Source organism: Bradyrhizobium vignae (assembly GCF_004114425.1).
In the GTDB taxonomy this organism is placed as follows: Bacteria; Pseudomonadota; Alphaproteobacteria; order Rhizobiales; family Xanthobacteraceae; genus Bradyrhizobium; species Bradyrhizobium vignae.
On record NZ_RDQF01000001.1, the window covers coordinates 296,078 to 313,895 of the forward strand.

15 protein-coding genes are annotated in these 17,818 nt (G+C 66.0%); 6 read left to right on the top strand and 9 right to left on the bottom strand.

From position 1 onward, the window contains the following. Positions 1–52: 52 nt before the first annotated feature. The 6 genes from EAV90_RS01315 (at position 53) to EAV90_RS01340 (ending at position 9,652) form a co-directional block, all read left to right on the top strand. Entirely contained in the window at positions 53–370 is a 318-nt protein-coding gene (locus EAV90_RS01315; protein ID WP_122400158.1) for a PilZ domain-containing protein, read from the top strand. A 119-nt stretch (positions 371–489) separates the two neighbouring features. After that, a complete protein-coding gene (locus EAV90_RS01320) occupies positions 490–1,212 on the top strand; it encodes a nucleotidyltransferase family protein (protein ID WP_129142362.1) in 723 nt (240 codons plus the stop codon). 247 nt (positions 1,213–1,459) lie between these two features. Next, a complete protein-coding gene (addB, locus tag EAV90_RS01325) occupies positions 1,460–4,606 on the top strand; it encodes a double-strand break repair protein AddB (RefSeq protein ID WP_129142363.1) in 3,147 nt (1,048 codons plus the stop codon). Then, entirely contained in the window at positions 4,600–8,109 is a 3,510-nt protein-coding gene (addA, locus tag EAV90_RS01330; RefSeq protein WP_164936722.1) for a double-strand break repair helicase AddA, read from the top strand. Before addB ends, addA begins: the two co-directional genes overlap by 7 nt. Positions 8,110–8,179: 70 nt before the next feature. Continuing rightward, positions 8,180–8,500, top strand: coding sequence for a thioredoxin (gene trxA, locus EAV90_RS01335; protein ID WP_074121876.1), 321 nt, complete (start codon positions 8,180–8,182; stop codon positions 8,498–8,500). 144 nt (positions 8,501–8,644) lie between these two features. After that, positions 8,645–9,652, top strand: a complete 1,008-nt coding sequence (locus EAV90_RS01340; RefSeq protein ID WP_129142390.1) for an ATP-dependent DNA ligase — start codon at positions 8,645–8,647, stop codon at positions 9,650–9,652. A 72-nt stretch (positions 9,653–9,724) separates the two neighbouring features. Here EAV90_RS01340 and EAV90_RS01345 read toward each other — a convergent pair whose 3' ends face one another. The 9 genes from EAV90_RS01345 to sppA form a co-directional block, all read right to left on the bottom strand. Beyond that, positions 9,725–10,465, bottom strand: a complete 741-nt coding sequence (locus EAV90_RS01345) for a metallophosphoesterase family protein (protein ID WP_129142391.1) — start codon at positions 10,463–10,465, stop codon at positions 9,725–9,727. Positions 10,466–10,622: 157 nt separating this feature from the next. Next, a complete protein-coding gene (locus EAV90_RS01350; RefSeq protein ID WP_129142365.1) occupies positions 10,623–11,966 on the bottom strand; it encodes a bifunctional folylpolyglutamate synthase/dihydrofolate synthase in 1,344 nt (447 codons plus the stop codon). Continuing rightward, a complete protein-coding gene (gene accD, locus EAV90_RS01355; protein ID WP_122400164.1) occupies positions 11,963–12,904 on the bottom strand; it encodes an acetyl-CoA carboxylase, carboxyltransferase subunit beta in 942 nt (313 codons plus the stop codon). The genes EAV90_RS01350 and accD overlap by 4 nt, the downstream gene beginning before the upstream one ends. A gap of 111 nt (positions 12,905–13,015) precedes the next feature. After that, positions 13,016–13,852: a tryptophan synthase subunit alpha gene (trpA, locus tag EAV90_RS01360; protein WP_129142366.1), complete on the bottom strand. Its 837-nt coding sequence runs from the start codon at positions 13,850–13,852 to the stop codon at positions 13,016–13,018. Next, positions 13,849–15,063, bottom strand: coding sequence for a tryptophan synthase subunit beta (gene trpB, locus EAV90_RS01365; RefSeq protein WP_129142367.1), 1,215 nt, complete (start codon positions 15,061–15,063; stop codon positions 13,849–13,851). Before trpB ends, trpA begins: the two co-directional genes overlap by 4 nt. Further along, positions 15,060–15,731 (bottom strand): phosphoribosylanthranilate isomerase, encoded by a 672-nt coding sequence (locus tag EAV90_RS01370; protein ID WP_129142368.1) that lies wholly within the window; start codon positions 15,729–15,731, stop codon positions 15,060–15,062. The genes trpB and EAV90_RS01370 overlap by 4 nt, the downstream gene beginning before the upstream one ends. 63 nt (positions 15,732–15,794) lie before the next feature. Beyond that, positions 15,795–16,181, bottom strand: coding sequence for a lipopolysaccharide assembly protein LapA domain-containing protein (locus tag EAV90_RS01375; protein WP_129142369.1), 387 nt, complete (start codon positions 16,179–16,181; stop codon positions 15,795–15,797). Positions 16,182–16,252: 71 nt separating this feature from the next. Next, positions 16,253–16,558, bottom strand: a complete 306-nt coding sequence (locus tag EAV90_RS01380) for an integration host factor subunit beta (RefSeq protein ID WP_008539997.1) — start codon at positions 16,556–16,558, stop codon at positions 16,253–16,255. Positions 16,559–16,730: 172 nt separating this feature from the next. Further along, positions 16,731–17,711, bottom strand: coding sequence for a signal peptide peptidase SppA (gene sppA, locus EAV90_RS01385; RefSeq protein WP_122400169.1), 981 nt, complete (start codon positions 17,709–17,711; stop codon positions 16,731–16,733). Positions 17,712–17,818 lie beyond the last annotated feature (107 nt).

Genomic DNA, 17,818 nt, shown 5'->3' on the forward strand with positions numbered 1-17,818 from the left:
CGCTATTCTGGCGGAGAGACAGCCGGATAAATACGGGGCTGGAGCGAGGCAGATGGCGGCGAAAGCGGATCAGCGCGTCAACAACCGGGTTGTTTTCGAACGCGGGATTCCGGCCCAGATGATGGGAATCGACGGCACCTGGCGGCGCGAGTGCACCATGGAGGACGTCTCCGAGACCGGCGCCAAGCTGACCATCGACGGTTCGGTCGAGGGCCTGCACCTGAAGGAATTCTTTCTCCTGCTGTCGTCCACCGGCTTGGCGTACCGGCGCTGCGAACTCGCCTGGGTCAATGGCGACCAGATCGGCGTCAATTTCCTCAAGCTCGGCGACAAAAAGAAAAAGGTCCGTTCCGCGACCGTTGGGGCGTAACGGCAACACCCGTCGTACAACCGTCACGGCGAGTGGTTAAGGCGGTTCAGATGCGGTGCGGCTGATCGAACCTCGTGCTAGGATTTGCTGCGAACGCGAGAGGTCTGAGAAAGCGAAGGATGTCCGTCAAACCGACCAAAGCCATGGTGCTCGCTGCGGGCTTCGGCCTGCGCATGCGTCCGCTGACGGACAAGATGCCGAAGCCGATGGTGCCGGTGGCGGGCCAGCCGCTGCTCGACCACGTGCTCGACAAGCTCGGTCAGGCGGGCGTGACCGAAGCAGTGGTCAACGTGCACTATCTGCCGGACCAGATCATCAACCACACCGCATCACGTCAATCTCCGCGCGTGATCATCTCCGACGAGCGCGACCAGGTGCTCGGCACCGGCGGCGGCGTGGTCAAGGCGCTGCCGCTGCTCGGCGACGCGCCGTTCTTCCACGTCAATTCCGACACGCTGTGGATCGATGGCGTGCGCTCCAATCTGACGCGGCTGGCTGAAAATTTCGACCCGGCGCGCATGGATATCCTGCTGCTGATGGCGCCGACCGCGACCAGCATTGGCTATAGCGGCCGCGGCGATTACGGCATGCTGCCCGACGGCGCCCTGCGCAAGCGCAAGGAAAAAGAGGTCGTTCCGTTCGTCTATGCCGGCGCGGCGATCATGTCGCCGTCGATCTTCGCCGATGCCCCCAAGGGCGAGTTCTCGCTGACCAAAATGTTCGACCGCGCCAACGAGCAGGAGCGGCTGTTCGGCCTTCGCCTCGACGGCGTCTGGATGCATGTCGGCACACCCGATGCCGTGCATGCGGCGGAAGAGGCGTTCCTGGAGAGCGTGGCGTAGGTCCGCTCTCGTGTCCCGGACGCGGTAGCGGCACAAGGTGCCGCTCCGCAGAGCCGGGACCCAGTCCATCCTCACTTGCGGAACGAAGTAATCTGGGCCCCGGCTCAACAGCGCATCACTACGTGCTGCGCTGCGTCCGGGCCACGAGAGCGGATGTGTAGCAAACAGCGGGGAAAGACCTCACATGCACCCATGACCGTTCGAGTCCGCCTGCCTATATTGCCCCGATTCCCGAATCAGGCAGCCCATGCGCGTTTTCAGCGTTCCCATCTCAGTTCCGTTCCTGCGCACGGTCGTCACGGCCCTGCTCGACGGCCGGCTGGTCGAGGGATTCGAGGCGCGCAAGGAACCGGCGCGGCTGGCCGACGCCACGCTCTATCTGCCGACGAGGCGCGCCATGCGCGTCGTGCGCGAGATCTTCCTCGACGAGATGAAGGCAGATGCCGTGGTGCTGCCGCGCATCGTCGCGCTCGGCGACATCGATGAGGACGAGCTCGCTTTCGCCGACGAGGACGAGCAGTTCTCGACCGCCGCCCCGCTCGACATTCCACCGCGGCTCGGCGAGCTGGAGCGGTGGCTGACGCTGGCGCAGCTCGTCGCGGCCTGGGCCAAGGGCCCGGTGCTGGCGCCGCTGGTGGTCGGCGGCCCCGCCTCGACGCTGGCACTTGCCGGCGACCTCGCGCGTCTGATCGATGACATGGTGACGCGCGGCGTCGACTGGAGCGCGCTCGACGCTCTGGTGCCTGACAACCTCGATCGCTATTGGCAGCACTCGCTCGAATTCCTGCGCATCGCGCGCATCGCCTGGCCCAATCATCTCGCCGAGATCAACCGCATCGAGCCCGCGGCGCGGCGCGATCTCCTGATCGCTGCGGAAGCGAGGCGCTTGACCGCGCATCCGAACGGGCCGGTGATCGCGGCCGGCTCGACCGGCTCGATGCCGGCCACCGCAAAGTTCCTGCATGCGGTCGCCGCGCTGCCGCATGGTGCGGTGGTGCTGCCGGGCCTCGACACCGATCTCGATGACGACGCCTGGCGCAGCATCGGCGGCGTGCGCGATTCGCTCGGCAAGTTCGCCGAGCATCCGGCCTCGAACCATCCGCAATATGCCATGCACGCCCTGCTGCAGCGCTTGGGCATCAAGCGCAGCGACGTCGAGATTCTTCAGCCGCCGGCGGAAGGCGGCCGCGACCTGCTCGCGTCGGAGTCGATGCGGCCGTCGGCCAAGACGGAAGTCTGGCACGACCGGCTGAAGCAGCCCGAAGTCGCCGCAAAGATCGCGGGCGGCATGAGAAATCTCGCAGTCGTCGAGGCTCCCAATCCCGAGATGGAAGCCCTCGCGATCGCGATTGCGATGCGTGAGGCGCGGCATCTCGACAAATCCGCGGCGCTGGTGACGCCGGATCGCGCTTTGGCGCGGCGGGTGATGGCGGCGCTGACGCGATGGGATCTCGCCTTCGACGATTCCGGCGGCGACGTCTTGATGGAAACCTCGGCCGGCGTTTTTGCGCGCCTTGCCGCAGAGGCCGCGACCAAGGGCCTGGAGCCGCCGACATTGCTCGCGATGCTGAAGCATCCGCTGTGCCGGCTCGGCCGTGCGCCCGGCGCGTGGAGAGCGGCGATCGAAGGCCTGGAGCTGGCGGTGCTGCGCGGCACGCGCCCACCGCCGGGCACAGCCGGCCTCTTGCGCGAGTTCAACCGCTTTCGCGACGAGCTGGCAAAGCTGTGGCGCAGCGAGCTCTCCGCGCTCCACAAGGCCGAGCCCCGAGCACGTCTCAAGGCCGAGGATCTCGATCGCATCCAGGCGCTGATCAGTGCTTTGCAGAAGGCACTGGCGCCGATCGAGAGCCTTCCGACGTCGAAGCCATATGATTTCGCCGAGCTCGCGCACCGGCATCGCGAGATCATGATCGAGCTGTCGCGCGACGAGCTGGGCATTCCGCTCGCCTTCGAGGAGCGCGAAGGCCTCGCGCTCGCCAGCGTCCTCGACGATCTCCTGCGCGGCGGCACGACCAGCGGATTGATGGTGCCGCTGCCTGACTATCCAGACGTGTTCCAGACCGCCTTCGGTGACCGCGCGGTACGTCGTCGCGACAGGCCGGGCGCACGCTTGCAGATCTACGGCCCGCTGGAATCGCGCCTGATGCAGGCCGACCGCATCATCATCGGCGGCCTGATCGAAGGCGTCTGGCCGCCGGCGCCGCGCATCGATCCCTGGCTCAGCCGGCCGATGCGGCACGAGCTCGGGCTCGATCTGCCGGAGCGCCGCATCGGCCTTTCCGCACATGACTTCGCGCAGCTGCTCGGCGGCGACGAGGTGATCCTCACCCATTCGGCGAAGGCCGGCGGCGCGCCGGCGGTGGCCTCGCGCTTCCTGCATCGATTGGAAGCGGTTGCCGGCGACGAGCTCTGGAAGGCGGCCGTTCGCGCCGGCGAGAAATACGTGCAGTTCGCAGGCGCGCTGGACCAGCCCGACGAAGTCAGGCCGATCAAGCAGCCCGAGCCGCGCCCGCCGCGCGCGACGCGGCCGCTGAAAATGTCCGTGACCGCGATCGAGGACTGGCTGCGCGATCCCTACACGATCTACGCCAAATACATTTTGCGGCTCGATGCGCTCGACCCCGTCGACATGCCGCTGTCGGCCGCCGACCGCGGCTCGGCGATCCACGAGGCAATCGGCGAATTCACGGAAACCTATGCAACGCGCCTGCCCGACGATCCCGCGCGCGTGCTGCGCACGATTGGCGAGAAGCATTTTGCGCCGCTGATGGAGCGGCCCGAGGCCCGCGCGTTGTGGTGGCCGCGCTTTCAGCGCATCGCGCGCTGGTTCGGCGAATGGGAGACGGCACGGCGCGATGCAATCGAGGCGATCGTCGCGGAGACCCATGGCGAGATCTCGATCATGCTTGATCATCAGCGCAGCTTCCGTCTCTCCGCGCGCGCCGACCGCATCGAGCGGCGCCAGGGCGGCAGCTACGCCATCCTCGACTACAAGACCGGCCAGCCGCCGACCGGCAAGCAGGTCCGCATGGGCCTGTCGCCGCAGCTCACGCTGGAAGCCGCGATCCTGCGCGAGGGCGGTTTTCCCGATATCGATGCCGGCTCCTCCGTGAGCCAGCTCGTCTATGTCCGGCTCAGCGGCAACAATCCGCCGGGCAAGCAGCGTATCCTAGAGCTCAAGTATAAGCAGGGCGACGAGCCGCAGCCGCCGGATACCGCAGCCGCGGAGGCGCGCGCCAAGCTGGAAGCGCTGATCCGGGCCTTCGAGGACGAGAACCAGCCCTACACCTCGCTGAACCTGCCGATGTGGGCGAACCGCTACGGCACTTATGACGACCTCGCCCGGATCAAGGAATGGTCCGCGGCCGGCGGCCTGGGAATCGAGGAATGGTGAAGCTGCCACGTCCCATCCCCGACGAGGTGCGCGCGCGGCAGGCGCGTGCGTCCGATCCGACTGCGTCGGCCTTCGTGTCGGCCAATGCCGGCTCGGGCAAGACCCACGTGCTGGTGCAGCGCGTGATCCGCCTGCTGCTGTCGGGCGTGCCGCCCGAGAAGATTCTCTGCATCACCTTCACCAAAGCCGCCGCCGCCAACATGGCTGAGCGCGTGTTCACCACGCTCGGGCACTGGGTGACGCTGGATGATGATGCGCTCAAGAAGGCGATTGTCGCTGTCGGCATCCCGCACCCGAGCGCGAAGCTGTGCCGCGAAGCGCGAAAACTGTTCGCCTGTGCGCTGGAGACGCCGGGCGGGCTGAAAGTGCAGACCATCCACGCGCTGTGCACGCGCCTGCTCCAGCAGTTCCCGTTCGAGGCCAACGTGCCGGCGCGCTTTGCCGTGCTCGATGAGCGCGACCAGACCGACATGATGGAGCGCGCCAATCTGAAGGTGCTGCTGGACGCCGCGCGAGATCCTGACAGCGTCACCGGCCGCGCGCTGCTGACGGCGATGGCGAGCGCCGCCGATGTCACCTTCAAGGAGGTCGTGCGCGAGGCGTGTCTCAGCCGTGATCATTTCATGGCCTGGACCGACGAGGCCGGCAACGCGGAAGCCGCTGCGGCGCAGATGGCTGCGGTGCTGGGCGTTGACGTCAGCGAGCGCATCGAGGACGTCGAGACCGACATTCTGGATGGCCCGTTCCTGCCGCGCTCGCGCTGGGACGAGATCGCATTCGCGCTGGAGGATGGCAGCAAATCCGACAATGACCAGGCTGGCCGGCTCCGCGAGGCGAAGGTGTTTTCCGGCAGCGCTCAGGTCGACGCCTATCTCTGCGTCTTCCTCACCGACGACAAGCTGCCGCGCAAGGCGGTGCTTACCAAGAAGTTTTGCGACCAGAATCCGTCCGTCGCCCGCCTGTTCGAGGCCGAGGCGCAGCGGCTCGGTGGGTTGATCGAAAAGCGTCGCGCCGTGACGATTCGCGACCGCACCGCGGCCCTGCTGCAGATCGCGACCGCCGCTGCCGCGAACTACCGGCGCGAGAAGCAGGAGCGCGGGCTGCTCGATTATGATGATCTGATCGACAAGACGCTGGCGATGCTGGATCGCGTCGCCTCAGGCTGGGTGCATTACAAGCTCGACCGCGGCGTCGATCACGTGCTGATTGACGAGGCGCAAGATACCAGCCCTCGGCAATGGGACATCGTCGCGCACATCATCTCCGAATTCACCGCCGGCGAAGGCGCGCGCGAAGGGCTGAACCGCACCATCTTCGCCGTCGGCGACGAGAAGCAATCGATCTTCTCGTTCCAGGGCGCGGCTCCGCACGAGTTCGACGCGCGCCGGCGCGAGTTGCACCGCAAGTTCACCGCGGCCGGGCTGAAGTTCGATCCGGTCGCCTTCACCTATTCGTTCCGTTCGGGCGCGACGATCCTGCATTCGGTCGATCACGTCTTCCGTGACCCCGCGATCTACAAGAGCATTCATTCGGTCGAGATCGGCCATCCCCTGCACAACGCGCTCGCCGATGCCGGTCCGAGCGTGATCGAGTTGTGGGATCTCGCTGAAGCCGACGACAGGCAAGACATCGAGGGCTGGCGCGCGCCGTTCGACGGCGTCGCCGTCACCAGCCCCGAGGTCAAGCTTGCGCGCCGCATCCAGGCCGAGATCAAGCGGCTGGTCGAGAGCGGCACGCTGACGGGGCACGAGGGTGAACGTCGCCCCCTGCGTTATGGAGACATGCTGATCCTGGTGCGCCGGCGCGGTAACGCGTTCGACGCCGTGATCCAGGCGCTGAAGCACGCCGGCATTCCGGTCGCCGGCGCCGACCGGCTCAAGCTCACCGAGCACATCGCCATTATCGATCTGATGAACCTTGCGGATGCGCTGCTGCTGCCGCAGGACGATCTCGCGCTGGCGGTGGCGCTGAAGAGTCCGCTATTCGGGCTCGATGACGACGATTTGTTCCAGCTTGCCTGGGACCGCAAGGGATCCTTGCGCCGCGCGCTCGGCGAGCATGCAGGCACAAGCGGTAAGTTCGCCGCCGCGCTGCGGCGCCTTGAAGCCTGCGAGATTCGTGCGCGCGAGGAGACGCCGTTCGCCTTCTACGCCTGGCTGTTAGGGGGCGACGGGGGCCGTGCCCGCATCCTGCGCCGGCTCGGCCATGAAGCCAATGACGCGCTCGACGAATTCCTGGAGCTGGCGCTGAACTACGAGCGCAAGGCGCCGGCCTCGCTGCAGGGCTTCATGGCCTGGCTGCGCTCGGCCGACACCGAGGTGAAGCGCGACATGGAGATCTCGCGCGACGAGGTGCGCGTGATGACCGTGCACGGGGCCAAGGGCCTGGAGGCGTCCGTCGTGTTCATGGTCGACACCACGTCGTCGCCGGCGGACTCGCAGCGGCTGCGGCTGATCCAGGTGCCGCGTGGCAACGGCGGTGAGATCGTGGTCTGGGCCGGCCGCAAGGCAGACGATCCCAAGCCTGTCGCCGAGGCGCGCAAAACCATGATCGAGGAGACCGAGGACGAGTACCGCCGCCTGCTCTATGTCGCGATGACACGCGCGGCGGACCGGCTGATCGTCGGCGGCTGCATGCCCGGCAACATGAAGACGGTGCGCAAGCTGAGCTGGTACGACCTCATCGGCACCGGGCTCGCCGGCTCGGGCCTCGACAAGCAGGTGATCGAGACGCCGCTCGGCAAGGTCACCCGCTTCGCTCGGCCGGAGGATGTCGCGGCCCTGGGCACGCCCGCGACGTCGGTGCAGCAGACCATCGCGTTGCCGGACTGGCTGCGAACACCGGCTCCGCGCGAGACCATCGACGACGATCCCGTGCGACCCTCGGGCCAGTCAGCCGAAGAGGGCCGCAGCGTACGGTCAGGCGAATCAATCCAGTCGCGCGCGCTGGCGCTGCAGCGCGGCACGCTGGTGCACCGTCTGCTGCAATCCCTGCCCGACATCGCCATTGAGCGCCGGCGCGAGGCCGCGCTCGGTTTCATGGCGCGCAACGCCTCGGACTGGCCGGAGGCCGACCGCACCGCACTGGCCGACAAGGTGCTCACCTTGATCACTGACCCGCGTTTCGGCCCGGTGTTTGCCGCCGGCAGCCGGGCGGAGGTCGCCATCGCCGGCCGGCTGGAGCGGCCGGGCCGCACCCCGGCCCTGGTGTCGGGGCAGATCGATCGGCTGGTCGTGGGCCCCGATGAGGTCCTGATCGTCGATTTCAAGACCAACCAGGCGGCTCCCAAGAGCGCGGCTGAGGCGCCCGCCGCCTATGTCCGCCAGCTTGCGCTGTACCGGGCGGTGCTGACGCGGCTTTACCCCCAAAAGCCCATCCGCGCCGTGCTGCTCTGGACCGAGGCCCTTGAATATATGGAGATTTCGGCCCCCGCGCTGGACGCGGCGCTGTCATCCCTTCATCTCGATGTGAGCGTCCTTGACCCGGCAAGGAGCCGTTCATAGGTTGACCGCATGATCCCGGCCGCGATTCCGGGTCGCGCCGATTCTCTTTCAACCGAGTGAGGTATTCCCAATGGCCGTTAGCAAGGTTTCCGACGCCGATTTCGAAACCGAAGTGCTCAAGGCGAACGGCCCCGTGGTCGTCGATTTCTGGGCCGAATGGTGCGGCCCCTGCCGCATGATCGCGCCCGCTCTCGACGAGATCGCCGGTGCGATGGGCGACAAGGTCAAGATCGTGAAGCTCAACGTCGACGAGAGCCCGAAGACCGCGTCGAAGTACGGTGTGATGTCGATCCCGACCCTGATGATCTTCAAGGGTGGCGAAATGGCCTCGCGTCAGGTCGGCGCCGCGCCGAAGGCGAAGCTGCAGCAGTGGATCACCTCCGCGGTCTGATCCGCGCTGCATCCATTTATTTTCGACAACGGCCGGCGAAATGCCGGCCGTTTGCGTTGATGGGACATGTTCCGCGTGTGACGAGTCCCGCCCTTGCCAGCCTCTCCCCGAAAGCGCGATCGAAGATCGTCCCCTCTCGTTGCGATGGAGGCGCGCTCGGTCGACGAGATCCCGCGCGGCAAGCAATGGCAATACGAACCCAAGTGGGACGGCTTCCGCTGCCTGCTGTCGCGCGACGGCAGCAGCGTCGATCTGCGCTCGAAGTCTGGTGAGGATCTTGCGCGCTATTTTCCTGAGATCGTTGCCGCTGCGCTGAAGTTGAAGGCAGATCGCTTCACGCTCGACGGCGAGATCGTCGTGCCGCACCGAAAGAGCTTTTCCTTCGACGCGCTCCTGCAGCGCATTCATCCGGCTGCGAGCCGCGTGAAGAAGCTCTCGGAAGAAACACCGGCGCTCTATCTTGTGTTCGATTTGCTCGCGACGTCCCGGCAGAAAGATCTGGCCAAGAGGACGCTGCACGAGCGCCGGCCGGCGCTGGAGACGTTTGCGAAAGCCAACCTCGAGGGCAGCATCTTCCGGCTCTCACCGGCAACGGCCAGCTACGCCACGGCCAAAAAATGGTTGGCGCAATCCGGCGGCGGCTCGGACGGCGTCATCGCCAAGCGCATCGACCTGCCCTACCAGGCCGGCACGCGCGATGGCATGCAGAAGATCAAGAAATTCCGCAGCGCCGATTGCGTGGTCGGCGGCTTCCGCTATGCCAACAACAAGATGGCCGGCCGGAAAGTCGTCGGCTCGCTGCTGCTCGGTCTCTACGACGACAAGGGTCTGCTGCACCATGTCGGCTTCACCTCCGCGATCAAGGCTGAGGAGAAGCCAGCCTTGACCGGTCGGCTCGAAGCATTGATTGGCGAGCCGGGCTTCACCGGCAATGCGCCGGGCGGACCGAGCCGCTGGTCGACCGAGCGCTCGGCCAAATGGTGCCCGCTGAAGCCGAAGCTGGTGATCGAGGTCTGCTACGACCATTTCAGCGGCGAGCGTTTTCGCCACGGCACCTCGATCCTGCGCTGGCGCCCGGACAAGGCGCCGAGGCAATGCACATTTGAACAGCTGAAGCAGAAGGCGGCCGAGCCGATGAAGCTGCTCGGGTGAGGTTCGCTCTCGCGTCCCGGACTAGGTGCAGCGTGCAAGCGATGCACCGCAGAGCCGGGACACGAGGCATGACTACGCAATCCATCCCGTCGCGAGCGCGTTCGCCAGTTCAGGCTGCCCATTGCGACGGGCCAGCGCCGCCATGGCCTCGTGATCATACGCGATGTGGCGGAACGTGACCTGCCAAACACCGCTCACCAACTCGAGGATCGCATAACGCGCGTGCGGCGTGCCGGCTTCGACGACATGCGGGAATGGATGCTTGTCGCGAAAACCAGGACTGCCGACGCTGCCGGGATTGACGATCAGCCGGCCATCGCGCAAGCGCACGGCACGGGCGAGATGAGTGTGGGCGCAGAGAATCAGCGATTGCGTGATGCCTTCCGCGAATTGCTCGATCCGGTCAAGCTGCGACAGCGCCACCGCGCCGTCCGCATGCACGGTGTCGAGCCAGTACACCTCGTCGCTGCCGGGCGTCGCGTGGCAGAGGAAGACCCTGTCTCGGAACACGCGCGTCATCGGTTGCACGCGCAGCCAGTCGAGTTGTGCGGCATTGAGCTGTGCATGAGCCGGGCGATCCCACGAGCCCATCTTCTCGGGTGGGCGGTCGAGCAGATAGCGGTCGTGATTGCCGCGCACGTGCACGGCGTCGAGCGTCATCAGGATCTCGATGGTTCGGCGCGCATCGAGCGGACCGCTCAGCATGTCGCCGAGATTGACGATGTCTGTGATCCCCAGCGCGTGGATGTCGGCGAGCACGGCTTCGAGCGCGAGGTAGTTTCCGTGGATATCGGCAATCGCGGCGAAACGCATCGTTGTGCTCCCCACTCTCCTGCTCCGGACCGAGCGCAGCGCGCAGTGGTGCTGCTGAGCCGGGCCCATGCTGCGGCGTTCTGAATCCCGGATCAGCGCTCCGCCCTGGACAACGCTACGCGTTGCCAAGAGCTGCGCTTGTCCGGGACACGGAAACTCATGCAGGAGGCGTGCCGTTGATCGCCAGCACGTGGCCGGCGAGATACAGCGAGCCCGTGATCAGGATGCGCGGCGGCACCTCGTAGGCGAGTTTCGCCAAGGCGCGCAGGGCGGCCTCGATGCAGGGCGCGGGCTCGACGCGCATGCCGAGGCTGCGCGCGGCATCCGCAAGGCGGTCGACCGGCATCGCGTTCTCGATATCGGGAATCGGCACTGCGATGATGTGCCGGGTGAGACCGGCGAAGTTGGCGAGAAAGCCTTGCGCGTCCTTGTTGGCCATCATACCCGCGATCACGACCAGCGGCCGCGACACGCGCTCCTCGAGATCGCCGAGCGCGGCGGCCGCAACGCGCCCGCCTTCGGCATTGTGGCCGCCGTCGAGCCAGATCTCCGAGCCCTGCGGACCCCAGGACTGCAGCTCACCCGAGGTGAGGCGCTGCATCCGCGCCGGCCATTCGGCGCCGACGATGCCGGCCTCGAACGCGGCGTGAGGGATCTTGAAGGTCGGAATCGCGCGCAGAGTCGCGATCGCGAGCCCGGCGTTGGCGAATTGGTGGCGGCCGAACAGGCGCGGCGCCGGCAGATCCATCAAGCCGCGATCGTCGGAAAAGACCAGTCGCCCGCGCTCGACATTGACGTGCCAGCTCTCGTTTGCGGCAAACAGCGGCGCACGCATTCGCTTCGCCTGCGCTTCGATCACGGCCATCGCCTCCGGCATCTGCTCGGCGCAAGTCACGGGCACGCCGCGCTTGATGATCGCGGCCTTCTCGCCGGCAATCGACGCCAACGTATCGCCGAGAAAATCCACGTGATCCATGCTGACCGGCGTGATCACGCAGGCCGCCGGCGCATCGATCACGTTGGTCGAATCGAGCCGGCCGCCGAGGCCGACTTCGAGCAGCACCACGTCGGCCGGATTCTGCGCGAACAGCACGAAAGCGGCGGCGGTCTTCAGCTCGAAGACGGTCGCGGCCTCGCCGGCATTGACGCGCTCGACCTCTTCCAGTGCAGCGCGCAGTTCGTCGTCACCGACGAGCACGCCGCCGCCCACGCGGCCGAGCCGGAAGCATTCGTTGATGCGGACGAGATAGGGAGAGGTGTAGGCGTGAACCCGCAAGCCCGCAGCTTCCAGCGTCGCGCGCAGATAAGCGAGCGTCGAGCCCTTGCCGTTGGTGCCGGCGATATGGATCACCGGAGGCAGCTTGCGTTCGGGATGACCGAGCCGTTCGAGCAGGCGGTGCATCCGCTCCAGCCCGAGATCGATGCGCTTCTGATGCAGGGCCGACAGCCGCCCGATCAATTCACCGAGCGGTGTCTTTGCAGTGTCAGGGGAGGCGTTCACGCGTGCGGCGCGGCCGGCGCCGTCTCGGCGGCCGATACGATCTGCGCCGGACTCGTCACCGGCTGCGCCGGCTTCGAAGCGCCTTCCTGCGCCGGCGCCTTGGTCAGCAGGCGGCAGAGCCGGGCGAGGGTCGGGCGCAGCTCGTGACGGTGCACGACCATGTCGACCATGCCGTGCTCCTTGAGGTACTCGGCGCGCTGGAAACCCTCGGGCAGCTTCTCGCGGATGGTCTGCTCGATCACGCGCGCGCCGGCAAAGCCGATCAGCGCGCCGGGCTCGGCGATCTGCACATCGCCCAGCATCGCGTAGGACGCGGTGACGCCGCCGGTCGTGGGATTGGTCAGCACGACGATGTAGGGCAGTTTCGCCTCGCGCAGCATCTGCACCGCCACGGTGGTGCGCGGCATCTGCATCAGCGAGAGGATACCCTCCTGCATGCGCGCGCCGCCCGATGCGGCGAACACGATGAACGGCGACTTCTTCTCGACAGCGAGCTCCATGCCGCGCACGATGGCTTCGCCCGCGGCCATACCGAGCGAGCCGCCCATGAAGTCGAAATCCTGCACGGCAACGACGACGGCAGCGCCTTCGAGCTTGCCGTAGCCGACCTTGACCGCGTCATTCAGATTGGTCCGCGCCCGCGCGTCCTTGATACGATCGGCATATTTCTTCTCGTCGCGGAACTTGAGCGGGTCGGGCGTGACCTCGGGCAACGCGACATCGAACCAGGTCTCGTTGTCGAAGATCGACTTCAACCGGGCCACCGCGCCCATGCGCATGTGGTAGTTCGAGCCGGGAATGACGAACTGATTGGCCTCGACGTCCTTGTAGAACACGAGCTGTCCGGAATCCGGGCACTTGATCCAAAGATTCTCCGGCGTCTCCCGCCGCAGCATGTTGCGGATCTTCGGCCGGACCACGTTGGTAAGCCAGTTCATGGTTTGCTCCGATGTGCGATCCCGCCTCGCGGATCGCCTGAAGGGTTATATGGCGCCCGGGCCTCTCCCCGGCAAGCCGCCGTGCCGCCCGCTCCAAAGCGGAATTATGGCCTATTCCGCCGCCTGCTGTGCGCCCTTGACGCCCTGGGCCAGGGCCGCCGTCAATTCGGCGACGGCATTAACGGTTTTGGCGGTCGCCCGCCCCTCGGCATCGAGGCTGTTCTTGAGCGCGTCGACCAGCGCGGTCCCGACCACCGAGCCATCGGCCTTCTCGGCAATGGCGCGCGCGGCCTCCGGGGTGCGGATGCCGAAACCGACGCAGATCGGCAAGCCGGTATGCCGCTTGATGCGCGCGACAGCTTCGCCGACGGCATTGGCGTCCGCCGCCGCCGCACCGGTGATGCCAGCGATCGAGACGTAATAGACAAAGCCTGACGTGTTCGCGAGCACCGCGGGCAGGCGCTTATCGTCGGTGGTCGGGGTCGCCAGGCGAATGAAGTTCAGCCCCGCCTTCAGCGCGGGAATGCAGAGCTCGTCATCTTCCTCCGGCGGCAGATCCACGATGATCAAGCCATCGACGCCTGACGTCTTGGCATCAGCCAGAAACTTGTCGACGCCGTAGATGTAGATGGGATTGTAGTAGCCCATCAGCACCAGCGGCGTGACATTGTCGCCCTTGCGGAAGTCGCGCACCAGCTCCAGCGTCTTCTTCAGGGTCATGCCGACCTTGAGCGCGCGCAGGCCTGCAGCCTGGATCGAGGGACCATCCGCCATCGGATCGGTGAAGGGAATGCCGAGCTCGATGACGTCGGCGCCGGACTTCGGCAGCGCCTTGACGATCTCGAGCGAGGTCGCAGGATCGGGATCGCCTGCCATCACATAGGTGACGAAGGCCGCGCGGCCTTGGCGTTTCAGCTCGGCAAAACGGGTGTCGATACGCGTGGTCACTTCTTGCCCCTCAGGATGTCGCCGACCTGCGGAACGTCCTTGTCGCCGCGGCCGGAGAGATTGACGACCATCAGGTGATCTTTAGGCCGCTTCGGCGCGAGCTCCATCACCTTGGCGATGGCATGCGCCGGCTCGAGCGCGGGGATGATGCCTTCGAGCTTTGACAGCAGCTGGAATGCGGCGAGTGCCTCATCATCGGTCGCGGAGAGATAGTTCACGCGGCCGACCTCGTGCAGCCAGGAATGCTCGGGGCCGATGCCGGGATAGTCGAGGCCGGCCGAGATCGAGTGCGCGTCCTGGATCTGGCCGTCGGCATCCATCAAGAGATAAGTGCGGTTGCCGTGGAGCACGCCGGGACGGCCACCCGCGATCGAGGCCGCGTGCAGCTGCGTCAATCCGTGGCCAGCGGCTTCGACGCCGAAGATCTCGACGCTGGGATCATCGAGGAACGGATGGAACAGGCCCATCGCGTTGGAGCCGCCGCCGATGCAGGCGACCAGCGAATCCGGCAGGCGGCCTTCGATCTCCTGCATCTGCGCCTTGGTCTCGTTGCCGATGACCGACTGGAAGTCGCGCACCAGGGTCGGGTAGGGATGCGGACCCGCCACCGTGCCGATGCAGTAGAACGTGTTGTGCACGTTGGTGACCCAGTCGCGCAGCGCCTCGTTCATGGCATCCTTCAGCGTGCGCGTACCCGACTGCACCGGAAACACCTTTGCGCCCAGCATTTCCATCCGGATGACATTGGGCTGCTGCCGCTCGACGTCGACGGCGCCCATATAGACCACGCATTCCAGGCCAAAGCGCGCGCACAGCGTTGCGGTGGCGACGCCGTGCTGGCCCGCACCGGTCTCGGCGATGATGCGCTTCTTGCCCATGCGCCGTGCCAGCATGATCTGGCCGAGCACGTTGTTCACCTTGTGCGAGCCGGTGTGGTTGAGCTCCTCGCGCTTGAGGTAGATTTTTGCGCCGCCGAGATGCTCGGTGAGGCGCTCGGCGAAATAGAGTGGTGAGGGCCGGCCGACATAGTTCTTGAGGTAGCCGTTCATCTCGGCCTGGAAGGCCGGGTCGGCCTTGGCGGCGGTGTAGGCCTTCTCCAGATCGAGGATCAGCGGCATCAGCGTTTCGGCGACGAAGCGGCCACCGAAAATGCCGAAATGGCCGCGCTCGTCGGGGCCGCTGCGATAGGAATTCGGTTTGGCGATGTTCATCGGACGCTCAACTCTTGACTTGCATCTTGGGTGGCGCGCGCGGCGCGGATGAAGGCCTGGATCATCTCGGGATCCTTGATGCCGGGGGCGCTCTCGACGCCCGAGGACACATCGACGCCGCCGGCGCCGGTGACACGGAGGGCTTCGGCCAGGTTATCGGCGTGCAGCCCGCCCGAGACCATGTAGGGCAGCTTCAGATCGAGATTTTCGAGCAGGTGCCAGTCGAACGGCTCTCCTAAGCCGCCGGGCCGCGTCGCGTCCTTCGGCGCACGCGCATCGAACAGGATGCGGTCGGCGACCGCGGCGTAGCCGGGCAGCACGGCGAGATCGGCTGCTGCTGCGACCGGCACCGCCTTCATCACGGGGCGGCCAAAGCGTTGCTTGATATCGCGCAGCCGAGCGACGCTTTCCTGGCCGTGGAGCTGGAAAATGTCCGGCGACAGCGCGTCCATGATGTTGTCGAGCGTGGCGTCGTCGGCATCGACCGTGAGCGCCACTTTGAGCGCGCGCTGCTTCACCAGGCGACCGAGGTCACGGCCAAGTTCCAGCGAGAGGTGCCGCGGCGACGGCGGAAAGAACACGAACCCCACCATGTCGGCGCCGGCATCGAGCGCCGTTTGAAGCGTCTCGCGCGTGGACAGGCCGCAGATCTTGACGAGCAGGGACATGATCTCAAAGCAAATGGAGGCCGCAAGGCGGCCGGAACGCAGGGTTTTTCGGTCGGGCCGCTTCTACAACGTCGCGCGCTGCTTGTCTCGCCCGATGGGCCCGTAAAGGCCTGTCCCGGAGGGAACGGGGAGGCGCTGCGCCTCGGGCCGTGCCGCCGCCGCATGGGCCTCGGCGAGTTCGCCCCGCGCAGCCCGGGCATCGGCCTCATGCCGGCGCGCGGCGCGCCGCCAGTGTCGCTGGCCGAACCAGACCGCACAGCCGCCCGCCACGACGCCCAGCCCCGCAACCAGGATCAGGAGCAGGAACAGCGGCATCGTAGCCGAGAACGAGGGGTCGTCGGAGACGAAGGGATCGAAGGAGACCGTGACGAATTGCCGGTTCGCCACCGCAAAGGTCACCATGATGAGGCCCAGCGGAATCACGATCAGCGCGGTCAGGAACTTTCGCATCTCGCTTCGCTCGCCTTGAATCCAGCTTCCGGCCGCATGCCGAGCGACCGCGGAAAACCCTGGCGCCGGCCTCAGTCCGCCGCGCCGGGATCCGGATGGTCGCGGTTCAGCCGCTCGCGCATTTCCTTGCCGGTCTTGAAGAACGGAACGCTCTTCTGATCGACGGGTACATGGGCGCCGGTGCGTGGATTGCGCCCTGCGCGCGCAGGGCGATGCTTGACCGAGAATGCACCGAAGCCGCGCAGCTCGACGCGATCGCCGCGTGCAAGCGCCGCTACGATCTCCTCGAGAATCGCATTCACAATGTTCTCGACATCCCGCTGGTACAGATGCGGGTTGTGCTCGGCGATACGCTGAACAAGTTCGGATTTGATCATCGAGAGATAGGACCCGGAAGCGTGCGGATGACCATTTCCGTGAAAATACCGTGATCTGTCAAGACGCTAAATCAAGGTTGAGCGTCGTGAAAATGCGTGACAAATGCCGAAAAAGCGGGCTGCGCCGGCACGCGTCAAACGGGAAAAACTTACGGAACTCGCCTGTCTCCGCTCAGTTTGACGCCGCCGGCTGCCACAACGCCAGCATTCCATCCATTCCGAGCCGATCGACCGCCTGCGCGACGCCGGTTTGCCCGATCTGGTGCGCAATCGAGCCCAAACCCAGCGCTTCCAGCGTCACGGCGGCCGCGGTCTTGAGGAACGACAGATCGCCAAAGCGCGGCTCGAGCTTGTAGTCGCGCACGGGAAGCCCCTTCTTGACGCTCTTGTGCTCGACCAGCCAGGTCACGGCCGTCTTCTCGTCGCCGATCTGGTCGATCAGCTTGAGATCGATCGCCTGGCGGCCGGTGAAGACGCGGCCATCGGCGACTTTTTCGAGCTGCGTGTCATCCATGCCACGCCTCTCCTTCACGAGGCCCTTGAACCAGGCATAGGAGTCCTTCACCAGCGCATCGAGCGCCGCGCGCGCTTCGGGACTTGTCGGCTCGAATCCGTTGGGTGCCGCCTTCAGCGGCGAGGACTTCACCTCCTCGACCTTGACGCCGATCGTCTTCAAGAGCTCGGAGACGTTGGGGTACTGGAACAGCACGCCGATCGAGCCCACCAGCGAGCTCTGCTGGGCGACGATGTGATCGCTCGCGATCGCCGTGATGTAGCCCCCGGAGGCGGCGAGGCCCTCGACCACGACGACGAGCGGCTTCTTCGCCTTCAGCCGCACGAGCGAGTCATAGAGCTGCTCGGAGCCGGCGGTGGTGCCGCCCGGTGAGTTGATATGAACGATCACGGCAGCGGCCTGCGAATCCTCCAGCCGCTCCAGCGCCTGCGTGCGATCGGAATCGCTGCGGATCAATCCCTCGATATGAACGCGCGCGATCGAGCCGGCGGATGCAAAGGTGCCGCGTGCTCCGGGTGTCGCAATCAGCGCGAAGCTCGCAATCGCCGCGATCGCGATCAGCGCGGCCATCACGCGCCAGAACGTCAGCTTGCGGCGGATCCTGCGGCGATCGACGATGATGTCCGAATCAAGCGACATCGGAATGTCTCCAAATGAAAGGCTGGGCGCGTTGTGCCGTCACAGCGTGACCAACGGCTTATCTGGATACATCAATTGGGGCGCAATTTGAAGAAATGAAGGCTTGG